Source organism: Lysinibacillus sp. NPDC098008 (genome assembly GCF_044760715.1).
Taxonomy (GTDB): domain Bacteria; phylum Bacillota; class Bacilli; order Bacillales_A; family Planococcaceae; genus Lysinibacillus.
The window spans coordinates 64,063-80,780 of the sequence record NZ_JBIWBA010000005.1 but is presented as its reverse complement, the minus strand read 5'-3'; the positions used below and the strand labels follow the sequence as shown (position 1 = coordinate 80,780).

Annotated in this window: 14 protein-coding genes; 3 read left to right on the top strand and 11 right to left on the bottom strand. The window is 37.7% G+C overall.

The window, feature by feature from the left end; all coding sequences use genetic code 11:
- Positions 1-76 precede the first annotated feature (76 nt).
- From ACIQVU_RS07455 to ACIQVU_RS07430, 6 genes are all read right to left on the bottom strand, one after another.
- Positions 77-2,266 carry a YhgE/Pip family protein gene (locus ACIQVU_RS07455; protein WP_340807383.1) on the bottom strand — a complete coding sequence of 730 codons (2,190 nt, stop codon included), beginning with the start codon at positions 2,264-2,266 and terminating at the stop codon, positions 77-79.
- 127 nt (positions 2,267-2,393) lie between these two features.
- On the bottom strand, positions 2,394-2,966 hold the full coding sequence (locus ACIQVU_RS07450) for a TetR/AcrR family transcriptional regulator (protein WP_340807385.1): 573 nt from the start codon (positions 2,964-2,966) through the stop codon (positions 2,394-2,396).
- 121 nt (positions 2,967-3,087) lie between these two features.
- Entirely contained in the window at positions 3,088-3,609 is a 522-nt protein-coding gene (locus ACIQVU_RS07445) for a FixH family protein (RefSeq protein WP_340807386.1), read from the bottom strand.
- 3 nt (positions 3,610-3,612) lie between these two features.
- Positions 3,613-5,001, bottom strand: coding sequence for a sensor histidine kinase (locus ACIQVU_RS07440; protein ID WP_340807388.1), 1,389 nt, complete (start codon positions 4,999-5,001; stop codon positions 3,613-3,615).
- Positions 4,998-5,681, bottom strand: coding sequence for a response regulator transcription factor (locus tag ACIQVU_RS07435; RefSeq protein WP_340807389.1), 684 nt, complete (start codon positions 5,679-5,681; stop codon positions 4,998-5,000). The genes ACIQVU_RS07440 and ACIQVU_RS07435 overlap by 4 nt, the downstream gene beginning before the upstream one ends.
- Positions 5,681-6,649, bottom strand: a complete 969-nt coding sequence (locus tag ACIQVU_RS07430) for a YncE family protein (protein ID WP_402894619.1) — start codon at positions 6,647-6,649, stop codon at positions 5,681-5,683. The genes ACIQVU_RS07435 and ACIQVU_RS07430 overlap by 1 nt, the downstream gene beginning before the upstream one ends.
- A 159-nt stretch (positions 6,650-6,808) precedes the next feature.
- Here ACIQVU_RS07430 and ACIQVU_RS07425 point away from each other — a divergent pair, with 159 nt between their 5' ends.
- Together ACIQVU_RS07425 and ACIQVU_RS07420 are read left to right on the top strand one after the other, a co-directional pair.
- Positions 6,809-7,894 (top strand): glycosyltransferase, encoded by a 1,086-nt coding sequence (locus ACIQVU_RS07425; protein WP_402894616.1) that lies wholly within the window; start codon positions 6,809-6,811, stop codon positions 7,892-7,894.
- Positions 7,895-8,036: 142 nt separating this feature from the next.
- Positions 8,037-9,377 (top strand): collagen-like domain-containing protein, encoded by a 1,341-nt coding sequence (locus ACIQVU_RS07420; protein WP_340807394.1) that lies wholly within the window; start codon positions 8,037-8,039, stop codon positions 9,375-9,377.
- 114 nt (positions 9,378-9,491) lie between these two features.
- Here ACIQVU_RS07420 and scpC read toward each other — a convergent pair whose 3' ends face one another.
- From scpC to hemE, 5 genes are all read right to left on the bottom strand, one after another.
- Positions 9,492-11,009 (bottom strand): succinyl-CoA:acetate CoA-transferase ScpC, encoded by a 1,518-nt coding sequence (scpC, locus tag ACIQVU_RS07415; RefSeq protein WP_340807396.1) that lies wholly within the window; start codon positions 11,007-11,009, stop codon positions 9,492-9,494.
- Between the two features lie 188 nt (positions 11,010-11,197).
- The gene (locus ACIQVU_RS07410) at positions 11,198-12,121 is read right to left on the bottom strand and encodes a LysR family transcriptional regulator (RefSeq protein WP_340807397.1); all 924 of its coding nucleotides are present in this window, start codon (positions 12,119-12,121) and stop codon (positions 11,198-11,200) included.
- A gap of 245 nt (positions 12,122-12,366) precedes the next feature.
- Positions 12,367-13,788, bottom strand: coding sequence for a protoporphyrinogen oxidase (hemY, locus tag ACIQVU_RS07405; RefSeq protein ID WP_340808617.1), 1,422 nt, complete (start codon positions 13,786-13,788; stop codon positions 12,367-12,369).
- Between the two features lie 14 nt (positions 13,789-13,802).
- Entirely contained in the window at positions 13,803-14,723 is a 921-nt protein-coding gene (gene hemH / locus ACIQVU_RS07400) for a ferrochelatase (RefSeq protein WP_340807398.1), read from the bottom strand.
- A 124-nt stretch (positions 14,724-14,847) separates the two neighbouring features.
- The gene (gene hemE, locus ACIQVU_RS07395) at positions 14,848-15,897 is read right to left on the bottom strand and encodes a uroporphyrinogen decarboxylase (protein WP_340807400.1); all 1,050 of its coding nucleotides are present in this window, start codon (positions 15,895-15,897) and stop codon (positions 14,848-14,850) included.
- Between the two features lie 234 nt (positions 15,898-16,131).
- Between hemE and ACIQVU_RS07390 the strand changes: the two genes are divergently transcribed.
- The gene (locus ACIQVU_RS07390) at positions 16,132-16,650 is read left to right on the top strand and encodes an antibiotic biosynthesis monooxygenase family protein (RefSeq protein WP_340807401.1); all 519 of its coding nucleotides are present in this window, start codon (positions 16,132-16,134) and stop codon (positions 16,648-16,650) included.
- Positions 16,651-16,718 lie beyond the last annotated feature (68 nt).

The window sequence follows — 16,718 nt, the reverse complement described above, 5'->3', positions numbered from 1 at the left end:
CTGCTTAGTTTAAAATTCACTTATCCCCAGCTAGCAAAATAAGCACTCACCATTTCTGGATGAGTGCTTATTTATTTTAGTTTTCTTCCGCTACTTTTGAATAACGTTTATTGTGAAGTAGCATGAAGTAGCCGAATGTGATGGCTAAAAATGCTACTAGGAAGCCAGCTAGCACACCATAGTTTTGCATTAAGAATGACATATCCCCTGTAGAAATACTTGATTTGAATGCTTGCACTGTATATGTCATCGGTAATAGCTTGTTAAATACTTGTAATGGTGATGGAATTAATTCTAATGGGAACGTACCTGCACTTGTTGTTAGTTGTAAAATTAACACTACAATTGCCATGAAACGTCCAGGGTCACCAAAGATCGAAACAAGCATTTGAATTAATGCTAAAAATACATAGCTTGTTAATAAAGCTGTTAAGATAAAGTAGCCCATGTTATTCACTTCAAGCCCTAGACCCCATTTAACAATAGCTACTGTTAGTAATGTTTGTACTAAACCTACAACAGCTAATACAGTCACTTTACTTGTAAACCAAGATGCCCCGTTTTTAGGACGAATAGCAGGTTCAACAAGTGGGAACACAATCGAAATTAATAATGCCCCTACGAATAAGCCAAGCGAAATAAAATATGGTGCAAAGCCTGTACCGTAGTTTGGAACATGGTTGACAGATTCTTTTTCAACTTCAACTGGGCTACCGACCATATCATACGTATCTTCATTTGCTTTTACTTCATTTGCCTTTTCACTTGCTTCATCTAGTTTACCTGATAAAGTTGCTGTACCATCTGCAAGCTCCGTAGAACCTTCTGCAAGTGTTGCTGAACCTTGTGCGAGCTCACCAGATTTTGATGCAAGTGTAGATGTACCTTGATTTAATGTTGTTGTACCATTTGTTAGCTCATTTAAACCTGACGCCAATGTTTGAGAGCCTGCCACTGCTGTATTTACACCAGCATTTAATTCTCCTAGCTTTGCAGCTAATGTTGCATTCCCTGCTTGTAAGCCTTTTGCTCCTTCTAATAGAGCACCACTTTTTGCTGTTAATGCATTTGCACCTGCTAAAACCTCTGCTTGACCTGCCGCAATTTGACCTGCACCAGAGCTTACTTGATTAGCACCAGCCTGTAATTGTTCTGTCCCTGCAGATAAAGAGCTTAAGCCATTGTGCACACTTGCACTACCTGCCTGTAATTCTGCTAAAGTTTGCTTTAAGACAGCCGCTTGCTCCTCAGGCATTGTAGCTATCATATCTTGTAGCTGGTTAGATAAAGCTGTAATTCCTGCCTCTACCTTTGCAGAGCCTTCTGTTAGTTGGCTTGCTGCACCATTTAATGCACCTGCATTTTCAGCAATAGAGGCTGCACCTGCACTAATTTGTTGCTGTTTATCATTTAAAGTTGTTAAGCCTGCGCCTACTTTTGCAACGCCTTGTGTATATTGTGTTAACCCTTGCTCAAGGCTTGCTGCGCCATTTGCAGCTTGCTGTGCACCTTGCTGTAATTGTACAGTACCGTCTTGAAGTTTCACTAAACCATTTGATAATTCATTGGCACCTTTTGCAGCTTCGCCAGCACCTTTTGTTAATTTATCTGTACCATTTGACAATTCAACTGTGCTTGATGCTAATTGCTCAAGATAGCCTTTTAAATCCTTTGCACCATCTGCTACTTTTTTAGCACCTTCATCTAGCTTCAACGAGCCATCTGCCGCCTCTGTAAAGCCCTCTCCCATTGTTGCAATCGAATCAAATAATTTTTCAGCATATGTTGCTGATACTTGTGCATTTACTTCAGCACGTACACGATCCATTGCTGTTTCACCAATTTGTGCACCTAGGAAGTTTAACCCTTCGTTAGGAATATAGTTCATCACTAATTTAGATGGTTTATCATCTAATAGTGTTGTTGCATGCTCAGAGAAATTTGTTGGAATTTCTAAAATCATATAATAATCTCTGCCGTTTAACCCTTTTTCAGCCTCTTCTTTTGATACCTCAATAAAGTTAAACTGTTCACTATCCATCAGCTTATCAACCAAGGTGTCCCCTAAATCTAATTGAACATCGTCCATTTCAGCACCAGTGTCTTCATTGACAACTGCTACTGGTAAATTAGGTAGCCCTGCATACGGGTCCCAAAATGCCCATAAAAACATGCCTGCATACATCACTGGAATAAATAAAACAGCGATAATGGAAATAAGCATTTTTTTAGTTTTCAAGATTTTCAGCCATTCAGCTTTAATCATAAATATCCTCACTCCTAAACATTTTGACCTAAAACGTCATTTGGTCATTTTAAGTTAAAAAATAAACGCTCTTTATATTTAAAAAAGAGCACTTGACTCGATACTTTAACATCTTTTTTATATCGAATCAAGTTGAAATTAATCCTTGGAAGATGGTTTCCTTAAATAAATCAAGAATTTTTTCTTCAGGAATCGTTTCGCCATGTAACTCATACCAATCGACAACAAATGCAAGATATGCCTTTAACAATAAATAGCTAACAAGCTCTGCATTGCAATCTCGAATTTCACCTGTTTTGATACGCCTTTGTATTAACTCTGTGATATATGATAGCACTTCTGTTTCGATGCGTAAAAGAACCTGTTTAACAGCTGGTGTACGTATTTCCTTTTCTTCCTCTATTAACTTTGCAAACAAAAGATGTTTTTCACGGAATTGCAGGATTTTCATTAAAGCATTATGTGCATTATCCATAAAGCTTGCTGATGCATCCAACACTGCATCTGCCTCCGCCTTCATTTCACGTACAAGTGACATAGCAATCTCTTGAAATAAAATTTCCTTGTTTGCAAAGAATGTATAAATCGTACCCTTACCAACATTCGCTATTTTTGCCACTTGCTCCATCGTTGTTGCCTTATAGCCAAACAATGTAAAAGACTTTGTAGCTGCTTCAAGAATTTCCTGCCTACGATCCATTCATAACATCCTTTCCTACTAAGTTATGTACATCTAAATAGTGTCTTTTAAAAAATGACCAGAAAACCGTTTTGGTCATCTGGTCATTATCATAGTCCTAATTTAATAAAATTGCAAGTGTTTAATGATGATTTTTTTCATGATTATTATGGTCTTCCTTATCAGATGAGTCATGATTATGCTCCATCATCTCATGATCCATACTATTATTAGCATCTTCATCCTCCGGCAAAACCTGTGTCATATCTGGACTGCCTGCAATAATTTCTTGCTTTGGCATACTATGTACACCATTCGCTGTTGTATGTGCATACATATAATAAACACCATCATGGTCAAATGTCGTTGTCGCCTTATAAACACCGTCTTTATCTAATTTCCCATCAATCATTTGCCCTTCATCACGCTTCCCTGATTCCCATACCTCAAATTCCACAATAGCATCATCCACATTTTCGCCGCCCTGTTGAACATGCGCAGACAACTCAATTGTTTCATTAGGCGCTACCGCTTCTGGTGTTAAAATTTCTACCTCTGGTACTTGTGGAACTTCTGGCTCCGATAAAGCTGCCTGTTCTTTTTTATCTCCACAACCTACTAGCAGTACAGGGACTGCAATTAATGCGTATAACCACTTTTTCATTTTTTATTCCTCCATTAATGGCAATATAACTTTAACAATTGTACCTTTATCAACAACACTGTCAATTTCTAATTTCCCTTGCAATTGCTTTACAAGCTGCTCAACAATGGATAGCCCTAATCCACTACCACCATCTGCGCGGCTTCGTGCCTTATTCACACGGTAAAATCGCTCTGTTACATGCGATAAATCCTCCTGCGGAATACCAATTCCATAATCCTTAATCGTAATAACTGCATAGCCATTATGCTCCGCTGCAATAACTTCCACATCAGAACCTTCGTATGAATAATTAATAGCATTTTCAATAATATTAATAAAAATTTGCTTAAGCTTTACTTCATCAGCTTGAATAATCAGTGCATCATCTACATCTACACATAATGTAATATTCTTTTTATGTGCTTGATGCATTAAAATTTGTTGAACCTCTCGTATTGTTTCACCAAGAGGAATTGGATAAAGCATAATATTTGTTTGTTCATTTTCTGTCCTAGCAAGCTGCAATAATTCGTTTGTTAAACGTTCCATTCGATTTGCCTCACGTACAATCAACTGAATCGTTTCCTCTTTTTGCTGCTCTGTAATCATACCATTTTGTATAGCCTCACTATAGCCCTTTACATAGCTAATTGGTGTTCGTAGCTCATGTGAAACCGTAGCTAAAAATGTTTTTCGTGCCTCGTCCTCCTGCTGAATAGCCTCCGCCATTTTATTAAAGGTGCTCGATAATTTACCGATTTCATCCCTTGAATTGACAGGCACACGCGTTTCATAATGACCAAAGGACATCTGCTCCACAGCATTTTGTAATTCACTTAATGGGCGCATAATATGTCGAATACCTTTATAAATTAAATAACTAACAACTACTAAAAATATTAAAGCACTAATAAATAATAAAATCACTTCATTATTTGCCAGCTCACTAATTTTTGCTAGTGGGAAATAAATATAAATAATCCCTTCTAGTCTATTTTGATCAACAAGTGGTATTACTACTGAAATAAGCTGCCGATCAAAACGAGGCTCATAACCAATTTTTTGAATCGTTTTACCATCTAATAGCTTTTGTCTTTCCTCAGGACCAATCAATGTTTCATAATCTATATCAAAAGGCACACAGGCACTCAACTCACGTGGATTCCTTACAGCAAAAATATTCAAATTTGAATAATCATTAAATTCCTCAATCGCTGCAATAAATTCATCCGTCACCTTTCCGCTATCATACATTGTTTGGAGCTTTAAGCCGACTTCAATCATTGTATCTTCTGTATCTTGTACATATAAACGTTGATATAAAAAATCCGTCAGTACATACATAAAGACAACTGTAATGACTAAAAAGGCAAAAATTAATAGCCAAATACGTGTTGCAATCTTTTTCATTCGCCAGGGTCAAAGCGATAGCCCACTCCCCAGACCGTTTGAATATGCGCTGCCGCATCCTTTCCAAGCTTTATACGTAACGTTTTAATATGTGTATCAACAGTTCGAGTACCACCTATATAATCAATATCCCACACACGTTCCAGCAATTGCTCTCTTGTGTAGGCATTACCTGGATTTTTCATAAATAAATGCAATAACTCAAATTCCTTTAAAGTAAGTGGAACATTTTCATCATTGACAGATACTTTCCGAGCGATTTCATCTATTTTAATAGAACCAATCACAATCGATTTTTGCTGTAGCTCTGAAACATTCGAGCCACTTCTTCTTAACACAGCATAGATTCTTGCAACAAGCTCATCGTGTGTAAAGGGCTTAACAATATAATCATCGCCACCAAGTGTAAGACCTTTCACCTTATCCTCATTTGCATCACGCGCTGTTAAAAAAATAATTGGCACATTCGATATAGCACGGATACTTTGGCAAACAACAAAGCCATCCTCATGCGGCATCATTACATCTAACAGCACTAAATCAATATGCTCACGCATAATCACATCATAAGCCTCTGTACCGCTTGCAGCTGTAAATGTTTCAATATCAGAGTTATTTAACATCATTTCGATTAAATTACGCATATCTTGCTCATCATCAATGATTAAGACAGTTGTCATTACTTTTCCTCCCTTACTAGTAGCTGAAAGGCTCCTTTTCCTACATCAACTGTTTTATCCTTCTGACCATCTTTTAAAAAATGTAATGTATGGTCATCATAGCCAGCCACTACAATATAGTCCTGAAATCGCTCAACAACAAAGGGATTGGCACCTACCTCTTGCTGCCATTTGACTGAGCCAGCAAAGTCTGCGACATATAACATATTATGACCATGACTTACTACAAAAACAGCATTTTCTGTCTTCTTTAACCCAACTGGCATTAGAGGCATATCAATCTCTCCGTGCAGCTCACCTGTCGTCAAATCATATTTTTTAACGGAATGATTTGGACTACTTCCTTCTCCATGACCACCTATCCATAGCTCATGTGTTTCTTCTAAAACTGCTATACCATGTGATGACTTTGGAATCGGCCATTCTTTTTCAATCATTAAATTTTTCGTATTTAACACTGTTAATTTTGTATCCTTAAAATTAATAACATATAGCTTGTCTTTATAGGATGCCATTGACATTGGATAATTACCAATCCGTTGTGTTGCTAGCGCATTTCCTTCCTGATCAAAGCTTGTCACTGTATTATTTTTACTATTCGTTATAAAAAATTGTTGGATGCTGTCGTCATAATATACATTCGTTGTACCAATATCTACTTTTTTAGAAAAGCGCTTTTCACCAGTTGATATTGTATAAACATCAATTGTACTTAATTGGTGTCCATACAATAGAATTTGATCGTCCCCTAGTAAAACCGCTCCTGAATAGGCTTGGTTAAATGCCCATGTCGCGAGTATATTGCCATCCTCATCAATAAAATCCAGCGACGGCTCCTGTATATTTAATGATGCTATAAAATCTTGATCACGTTCAATTGGTTCATATGATTTTTCAGCACAGCCTGCTAACCATATGATTTGTAGTAACGAAAAAATGAAGAATGCCCATTTTTTCAACTTTATCACCTCTGCCCCTTAACTATACTTCACAATTGTGAAATTGGGGTGAAACTTGAGAGGTAAATTTATGACAAACCACACAAATCATATTTCACATTTCAATCATCCAGCCATTTCTATCAGTAGTTCATATACTACAAAGATAATAGTAAGGAGGAATAAAATGTGATTTCAATTAGCTTATGTATGATTGTAAAAAATGAGGAGGAGGTCATTGGCAGATGTCTTGCATCCGTCAAAGATATAGTAGATGAAATTAATATTGTTGATACAGGCTCAACAGATAATACAAAAGAAATTGTTGCGCAATTTACAGATCGAATTTTTGATTTTGAATGGATTCAACATTTCGCAGCAGCACGAAACTTCTCCTTTCAACAGGCAACAAAGGACTATATTCTTTGGTTAGATGCTGACGATGTTTTATTAGAGGAGGATCGAGAAAAATTGCAAGCTTTAAAAAAATCGCTCTCCTCTAATATTGATGCTGTTTCAATGAATTATCATTTAAGCTTTGATCCCGAAGGTAATGTAGATGCCTTTATCAGAAGATACCGTCTTGTGAAAAGAGCGAAGCAATTTCAATGGATTGGTGCTGTTCATGAATATTTAGAAGTAGGTGGTAATTTATTTGATAGCGATATAGCAGTTAGCCATTTACCACTAACACATGACCATTCGCGCAACATTACGATTTATCAACAACTTATTAAATCTGGTGCAACACTAACACCCCGTGATACATTTTATTTTGCTAATGAGTTACTAGACCATCACCAATTTGAAGATGCCATTTATTATTACGAGCTATTTTTAACCTCAAAATTAGGCTGGGTAGAAGATAATATCCGTGCCTGCTTTAAGCTAGCCGATTGCTATGCACATTTAAACGATACAGAAAACAGTGTAAGTGCTATTTTACGAAGCTTTGAATATGATATCCCTCGCCCTGAAGCCTGCTGTCGTTTAGGCTATTATTTTATGGAGCAAGGTAGAAATCACCAAGCCATCTTTTGGTATGAACAAGCACTTAATATTAAGCAAAATCCAAACGCTCCTTTTCAACATAAAAGCTTTTCCACATGGCTCCCCCATTTACAGCTTTGTGTGCTTTATGATCGCTTACAACAATACGAACTTGCTCATGCACATAATGAATTAGCAAGCACTTTTATCCCTAACGATGCGAAAATTTTACACAATAAAAAATACTTCCAGCGTATTTTAAAGCATAAGCAAAACAATGATTAACATATTTTCGCTTCATCACCCAAGTACCTTTTTATAGTTAGGTAAAGTTTTTCAGTTCTATAATTTATAAGTAATCAATAGTTATCTGTCTTCCTCCTTTCTCCTATCGCCGAATAGGATATGTGAGAGAGGAGGTGAAATTATGCATTTTGGAAACTTCCTAAACCGTGTTTGTAGCAAATGTAATGCATTTCCTTGCTGCTGCAACACTGCCCCTACCTCATGCTCAATTTGGCCTACCAAGCCAACTGGGACAACAGGTGGCATTACAGGGCCTACTGGGAGTACAGGTCCGACTGGCGCAACGGGAGCTACCGGACCCACTGGTATAACAGGACCTACCGGGATTACTGGTGCGACGGGTATTGCTGGCGTTACTGGTCCTACTGGGGCAACAGGAATCACTGGCGTGACTGGTCCTACTGGCGCTACGGGAATCACTGGTATCACTGGTCCTACTGGGGCAACAGGAATCACTGGTATCACTGGTCCTACTGGGGCAACAGGAATCACTGGTGTTACTGGTCCTACTGGCGCTACGGGTATTGCTGGTGTTACTGGTCCTACTGGGGCAACAGGAATCACTGGTGTGACCGGACCTACTGGCGCTACGGGTATTGCTGGTGTTACTGGTCCTACTGGCGCTACGGGTATTGCTGGTGTTACTGGACCTACTGGCGCTACTGGAATCACTGGCGTTACTGGTCCTACTGGCACGACTGGAATTGTTGGAGCTACTGGACCTACTGGCGCTACTGGAATCACTGGTATTACTGGACCTACTGGGGCAACAGGAATCACTGGCGCTACGGGTATTGCTGGCGTGACTGGTCCTACTGGCGCTACGGGAATCGCTGGGGCTACTGGTCCTACTGGCGCTACGGGAATCGCTGGAGCTACTGGTCCTACTGGGGCAACAGGAATCGCTGGAGCTACTGGTCCTACTGGGGCAACAGGAATCGCTGGAGCTACTGGTCCTACTGGCGCTACGGGTGCAACTGGATCGGCATTTACTGAAGGATTCTCAGCTTTTAAAAATACATTAGCTGTAAATGCTTCTACTTCCATTACTAACTGGAATGTTTCTTCACCTTACTATACAACAGCTGCTTTCAATCCAGCAACTGGGATATTTACTGTGCCAACAACAGGTAGATATTCCTTTGAAGCAACCATTAATTACTCTACAACAGCAGCTATCTCCTTAAGTTTAGGTTCAGGTATTAACCCATCCTTTGCTATTCGTCGAAATGGTACAACAAATTTAATAAGCGGTCTATTCCCAGTATTAAATGTAGCCGTTACACTACTAACTTTACGGGCAGTTCTTGGCAATGGCACAGTTACTTTAGCAGGAGAAGTGGAATTAAATGCTGGCGATACAGTTGATCTGTATTACGAAGCGAATGGCCTGACACTTGGTCTGACGCTTGGTGGTGCAAATTCTGGTGGTATTGTATGGTCATGTCATCGAATTTTATAGGGCTATCTATAAAACAATAGGAGAATAATTGAATTTTTAAAATTTAAACAAGCATAACCTCGTTTTAAAATGGGGTTATGCTTGTTTTATTTAAATCCTTTTTAACCTTATAAATTAATTTGTTACTTCTTCTTCAATTAACATTGTCCCTTTTTCTTTTAGGTTTGTATGGAAAGAGAATGCTTTTTCAAGAATATGTGGTGTTTGACCACCCACCTTCTCTTTTGCTTCTTCAAAGTAGGCACGTAATTGTGGTCTATACTTAGGATGTGCAATTTCGATAAGCTTTTCTGCTCTCTTCACTGGTGGCAATCCGCGAAGATCAGCATATCCTTGCTCTGTCACAATAACATCTACATCATGCTCTGTATGATCAACATGTGATACAAAAGGAACAATCGTTGAAATCGCTCCATTTTTTGCTAAAGAGGATGTTACAAAAATTGTAATTCTAGCATTTCGAGCAAAATCACCAGAGCCACCAATACCATTCATAATTTTTGTTCCATTAATATGCGTCGAATTAACATTTCCATAAATGTCCACTTCGATTGCCGTATTAAATGAAATTACACCTAAACGACGAATCACTTCTGGATTGTTCGAAATTTCTTGAGGTCTAAACATAATTTTATCTTTGTATTTCTCTAAATCCTCCGCTAATGAATCAACACGCTTCTTTGAAAGTGAGAATGCAGTACCAGCCGCAAATTTAACGATACCCGCATCAATTAAATCAAAGACACCATCTTGTAATACTTCAGAAAATACTTCTATATCTTTAAACTGAGAATTTTGCATACCATTTAAAACCGCATTCGCAACAGACCCTACTCCAGATTGCAATGGCGCTAATGATTCTGGTAATTTTCCTGCTGCTACTTCACTGGCAAAGAAGTCTAATAAGTGATTAGCAATTTGCTGTGTTTCTTCATTTGGTTCAAATAATGGTGAAGGAACATCAGGCTGTTCTGATAAAACAATTCCTTTTACCTTTTCTGGATCAACTTTAATGCCCGCTTCTCCAATTCGATCCGAAACATTATAAATTGGAATTTCTCTACGCTCACCTTGTTCTTTTTGTACAAAAATATCATGAAGTCCTTCATACGCTCTAGGTGCAGTTGTGTTGATTTCAATGATAACGTTTTCAGCTTTTTCCACAAAGATTGGTGAATTTCCTACAGAGCCAGTTGGAATAATATAACCATCCTCAGTGATTCCAGCTGCTTCAATAATGGCATAATCAATATTGCCTAATGTTCCTTTTCGTACTTCTTCTGCTGTATGTGATAAATGCTGGTCAATGTAGTATATTTCCCCTTTATTGACTTGCCCACGCATTACAGCGTTTCCTTGGTAAGGAACACGTAAATTAATGATGCCAGCTTCAGCCATTGATTGGTCAGCAGTTGGCCCTAATGAAGCTCCTGTATATAGGTTGATTTTAAAGTCTTCTTGCTCACCACGCTTAGAAAGTGCAAGTGGAAATTCTTTTGGCTCACCGAACAGTGTAAAGCCACTCATGCCGAGGTTCATTCCATCTTCAATCCAAGAAGCCGCTTCTTCAGCTGAAACAACTTTGTCTAAAAACGCTTCATTTCTAATGAATTGACTTAAATCTTTTCCCATTAACAATCACCTCATATTAGTTTAGTATTTCCTTGTGACTTTATGAATTTTTAACACAAAAATTCATAAGTATTCTTACTCTCTTTGCAATATTTATTTCTGCTTTTCATAAGCTGTCTTATCTACATTGTAAGAAGGACTTTATCTCTCGTCTATTACATTATTTCTATGATAATGATAGATAAAAACTATAATACAAAACTAGACAAAGAATTAATGGCATCTTTCTCTGTGTGAAAATGAAGCTTTTCAATTTCACATACTAATAATTTAATATATTCACGTGCTGCATAATTAATAAAACAGTTCTTTTTCATCACAAGATAAACGCCTCTTGTTAAAGATGGGTCTTTAATATGTTGGAAATACAAATCTTCTGTATCATAAAATTCGTATAGTGTACGCGAAACAATACTACAACCAATACCACTCCGAACAAAATTTAAGATAGATTTAATACTAGACGTTTCCACAATAGGCTCTAATTGCTTGCCTATTTCATAGCCAACCTTATCAAGTAATTTTCTACATTGATGCATATTTGGAAATAAAATAAGAGGACTATCTAAAATAGAACAAAATGATATTTTTGATTCTTCATGATATTGATTACTAATCAGATAAAATTCTTCATCATACAGTTTTGTTACTTGCAACATATCATATTCATTAAGTTGGAAGCTAATACCGAAATCAGCTTGATTTTCTAAAACGGCCTTTTCTACCTGATCTGTCGTTTCAATAAAAACCTTAATGTTTGGATAGAGCTGATTAAATTGAATACATAACGTAGATACCAAATCTGTTATTTCTCCTGGCAACACTGCAATCTTTACTTCCCCGATTTCTACTTTCGAGAATGCTGCAATTTGAGAAGCCATATTTTGAATAGAGCCTTGAATATTCAATGCTTCCTGTTGGACAATTTCCCCTACCTTCGTCAGTTCAATTCTCTTACCAACACGATTAAATAGTGAATACCCTATCTCTTTTTCAAGTATTCTAATTTGATGGCTTAAAGTGGGCTGTGAAATTCCTAACTTTTCAGCGGCTTTTGTAAAATGTAGCTCTTTACTAACCATTAAAAAATACTCTAAATGCCGTAATTCCATACTACCCCAACCCTTTCTTATGAAATTTCCATGCACATTGTAAAAATTATCTATCTTTTATACATTATCCACTAATTCGGTTATTCTATCCACCACTTATCACTAAACAATAAAAATAGGCTGTCCAAAAAGATAATATCTTTTTGGACAGCCTTAACTTCTATAATAACTATTTGCTAAAAACTAGTGCGCTTACGCTAGTCACAAAGGAGCCGTTTTAAAAGACTTTGCAAACGACTCCTTTTCTATTTTAATAATTCCTGTAGCACTTGCTCTGCTACCTGCTTACCTTGCTGTACACACTCGGGTACAGATATGCCCTCAAAAGAGCTACCTGCTAATTTAACCGTTGGAAAGTGTTGCTGTAACTCCTGCTTAATGCGCTGTACTTTTGCCTCATGCCCAACAGTATATTGTGGCATAGCATTTTTCCAGCGTGTAACAACAGTTGTAATAGGTGCTCCATCTACACCAATTGTTTTTTGTAAATCTTGAAGAACTGTCTTTTCAATCTCAGTATCGGATAGTGCAACAATGGCTTCATCACCCACTCGTCCAATATAGCTACGCAATAAAATATAATCCTCTGGTGCAGTACCTGGCCATTTTCGATTCATCCATGTACAGGAGGTTATTGAAAAATCACTATTTCGAGAAACATAAAAAGCAAGTGCATCTAAATTTCCAAGCTGTTCTTTTTTAAAAGCCATTGTGACAGTTGCAATTGTTGCAGCCTTCATTGTCCCTAACTCATTTAACAGCTGATGCTTACTAAACATTTTTTCTACCGTATCGAATGGTGTTGCAATAATAACCGCATCAGCCTTTATATGTGAGAAGTTATTGAGCATCACCTGAACCGAGCCATCCTTGCCATGCTCAATTTCCTCAACCTTCACACCTTTCATAACAGTTCCAGGAAGTAATGAATCTTCTAAACTTTCAGTGAGTGTTTCAAGACCATTGCTAAAGGTTTGAAAGATTCCTTTATTTTCATCTACAAGATGATTATTTAAGAAGTTTGTGCCAGACTTCTTCATACCAATTAGTAAACTACGATATTTTTGCTCTAAGCTATAAAGCTGAGGGAATGTTGAGCTCATGCTTAATTGCTCAATATCCCCCGCAAATGTACCCGCTAGTAACGGTTCAACTAAATTTTCCACAATCTCTGCGCCAAACCTTCTTCTAAAAAAAGCTCCTAACGGTTGGTCATCATCTTGTTCAGAGCGAGGAATAAAAAAATCTCCTGCTGCCCGAACCTTACCACTAAGCGAGAATAAGCCTGAGGTAATAAATGATGAGATATGTGGCGTTTCTCCAGATAACAGATGACTAGGTATTGGATAAAGTGCGCTACCAACAGCAATATAGGTTGGCCCTGCATTGCTTGTTCTAATTTTTTGCTCAATACCAAGATCCTTTGCTAAAGCATTAACATAGTTTTCACGATCAAAAAAAGATTCAGGTCCACGTTCAATAATAAAACCATCTTTTCTTAATGTTTGAATTTTTCCGCCAAGACGTAATGACGACTCGACAAGTACGATATCTAATGGCAATTCTTTTGTGATTGCTTCTTTTTGCATATAGAACGCAGCTGTAAGGCCAGTAATACCACCGCCAACAACAACTACCTTTCGTCTTTTCTGAGTCACCAACATCATCACTTTCTTTTCGCTTAGCTTAATTTTTTATGAATCGCATCTACCATCGCATCAATAAATAATGGATGTGTATTTGGCATCGCTGGACGATAGTATTTTGCGCCAAGTTCATCACAAACAACTTTACATTCAAAATCATTATCATACAGCACTTCTAAATGCTCTGTTACAAAGCCTACTGGTGTATAAACAAATGAACGGAAACCTTTTTCCTCATATAAATCACGTGTTAAATCTTGCACATCAGGACCAATCCAAGGCTCTGGTGTTTGCCCTGCTGATTGCCAGCCAACCTCAACATTTTTTAAACCTGTTGCTTGCTGAATAAGTCGAGCTGTTTCAATTAATTGCTCTTCGTAAGGATCACCTAAGCTTTTAATTTTTTCAGGTAATGAATGTGCTGATACAATTAAACATGCTTTTTCACGTTCCTCGTCAGACATTGCAGCAAATGTAGCATTGACTTGTTGCTTCCAATACTCAATAAATTTTGGCTCATCATACCATGATTCTACAGAAGTAATAGCTAAACGTCCGTTAGCTGCTTCTACTGCACGCCCATTATAGGATTGAATAGAGAATGTTGAAAAATGAGGTGCTAAAACAATCGAAACCGCTTCTTTAATACCCTCTGCCACCATTTGCTCTACCGCATCCTCAATAAATGGATGGATATGTTTTAGGCCGATAAATAATTTATATTCTACCGCATCCTGTACTTCATTTAAACGTGCACATAATGCTTCAGCCTGTGCCTTTGTTGCTGCTGCTAATGGTGATAAGCCGCCAATCGCCTCATAACGACTGCGTAAATCTTCTAAATGCTCCGCAGAAGGTTTACGACCATGACGAATATGCGTATAGTAAGGTTCTATATCTTCTTCTTTGTAAGGTGTTCCGTATGCCATTACCAATAAGCCTTTAACTTCTTTCATTACCTTTTCACCTCTAAAATTATTTTTATACATTATGTGACAAAAAGAAGCTGCCCAATCTTTTTATTGGACAGCTCCTTTTCTATAATGGCATCCATCGCTCATTATAGAAAAGGACTTATTATTAAGAACGTGCTTGAATTTGTTGTGCACTATATTCATGAATTAATGTAGTAAGACGCTTTAAGACATCTGGATTAACCTCTGGAAACACACCATGTCCTAAGTTAAAAATATGTCCTGGCATTTCTAAGCCTTGATCGATAATATCTTTTGTACGCTTTTCAATTACTGACCAATCTGCTAGCAATAGGGAAGGGTCTAAGTTACCTTGTACAGGCTTTGTAATACCATGTGTACGTGCTTCTTTAATAGGTAAACGCCAGTCTAGGCCTACCACATCAATCGGTAGATCGTTCCATTCCTTCGCTAAATGGCTAGCACCAACACCAAATTGAATCAATGGCACATTTTCCTTTTGTAGCTCTGCAAAAATACGCGTCATAATCGGTTTAATGAATACACGATAATCCTCAACATTTAAGGCTCCAACCCACGAGTCAAACACTTGGATAGCTTTGGCTCCAGCTTGAATTTGAGCCGTTACATCGGCAATAATCATATCAGCTAACTTATCCATTAATGCAAACCATGCTTGTGGCTCTGATACCATAAATGATTTTGTTTTATTATAATTTTTTGAAGGACCGCCTTCAATCATGTAGCTCGCAAGTGTGAATGGCGCGCCTGCAAAGCCAATTAATGGTACATTAAGCTGTTCTTCTGTTAACAGCTTAATTGTTTCTAATACAAATGGCGTATGCTCCTTCGCATCAAATTCACCTAGATTTTCTACATCTGCAACCGAACGAATAGGATTTGCAATAACAGGACCAACGCCTGCTTTAATTTTGACATCTATCCCAATACCAGGGAGAGGTGTAACAATATCCTTATACAAAATTGCTGCATCAACATTGTAATTTTCGACAGGAAGACGTGTAACATACGCACATAGCTCAGGTTGATGTGTAATTTCTTCTAAAGAATATTTTTCTTTAATCGCACGGTATTCTGGCTGTGAACGTCCCGCTTGTCGCATATACCATACAGGCGTATGTGCTACCCTTTCTCCACGTGCCGCACGTAGAAGTGTATCATTAAAAGTTGTCATGAATAGTTCCTTCCCCTCAATAAATTCCTATTATAAAAAAAGCCTTGTTTATTCCTTTATTATTGATATCCGTTTTCAATAGTAAACGCTTCCTCTGTTATTGTATAGTTTTCCTTATGAAATGTCATAAAATTGTTCTTTCTAGACAGTTTCTTTTCACACGAGGCGTTAGACTTATGCTTAAAAGGGTATAATCACGCTATAGTTAGTAAGATTGAGAAGGAGGGTAAAATAATGCACATTTATTTAACTTCTGGCACTGGCGATTTTTTAGAGCAGGTAAAAAACAAATATCCAAATGAGCATATGATTTTAATTCATGGAGATGGTAACTCTGTACTGATACATGAAACAGCAGGAAAAACAGTGTTTGCAACACCTCGTAAATTTGAGGTGCTGGATTCAGTCAATGACTTAGAGGAACGTGGCTTCTTTGTTTTCAACAATATTCCTGTGACAGATGAAGGACGACCCGTTTTCGAACACCGCTTTTTAGAGCGTTCACGTGTTATTGAGGACGAACCGGGGTTTGTAGCATTTCGCTTGCTGCGACCTATTAAAAGCGATACTTATATCGTTATGACCCAATGGAATGGACCACATTCCTTTGAAGCATGGAAGAGCTCTAAAGCATTTGAAGCAGTACACCCTAAAAGGGATGACTCAACAGGCATACGCCAGCAAAATATTTTTTCAGCAGCTTCCTATCTAACTACTTATAGCGCGATACCAAAAGAAGAAGATACAGAGTAAAAAATAAAAGAGAGTCACCTAGAAAGATACCCCTTTCTAGGCGACTCTCTTTTTAAATTTATCCCGTA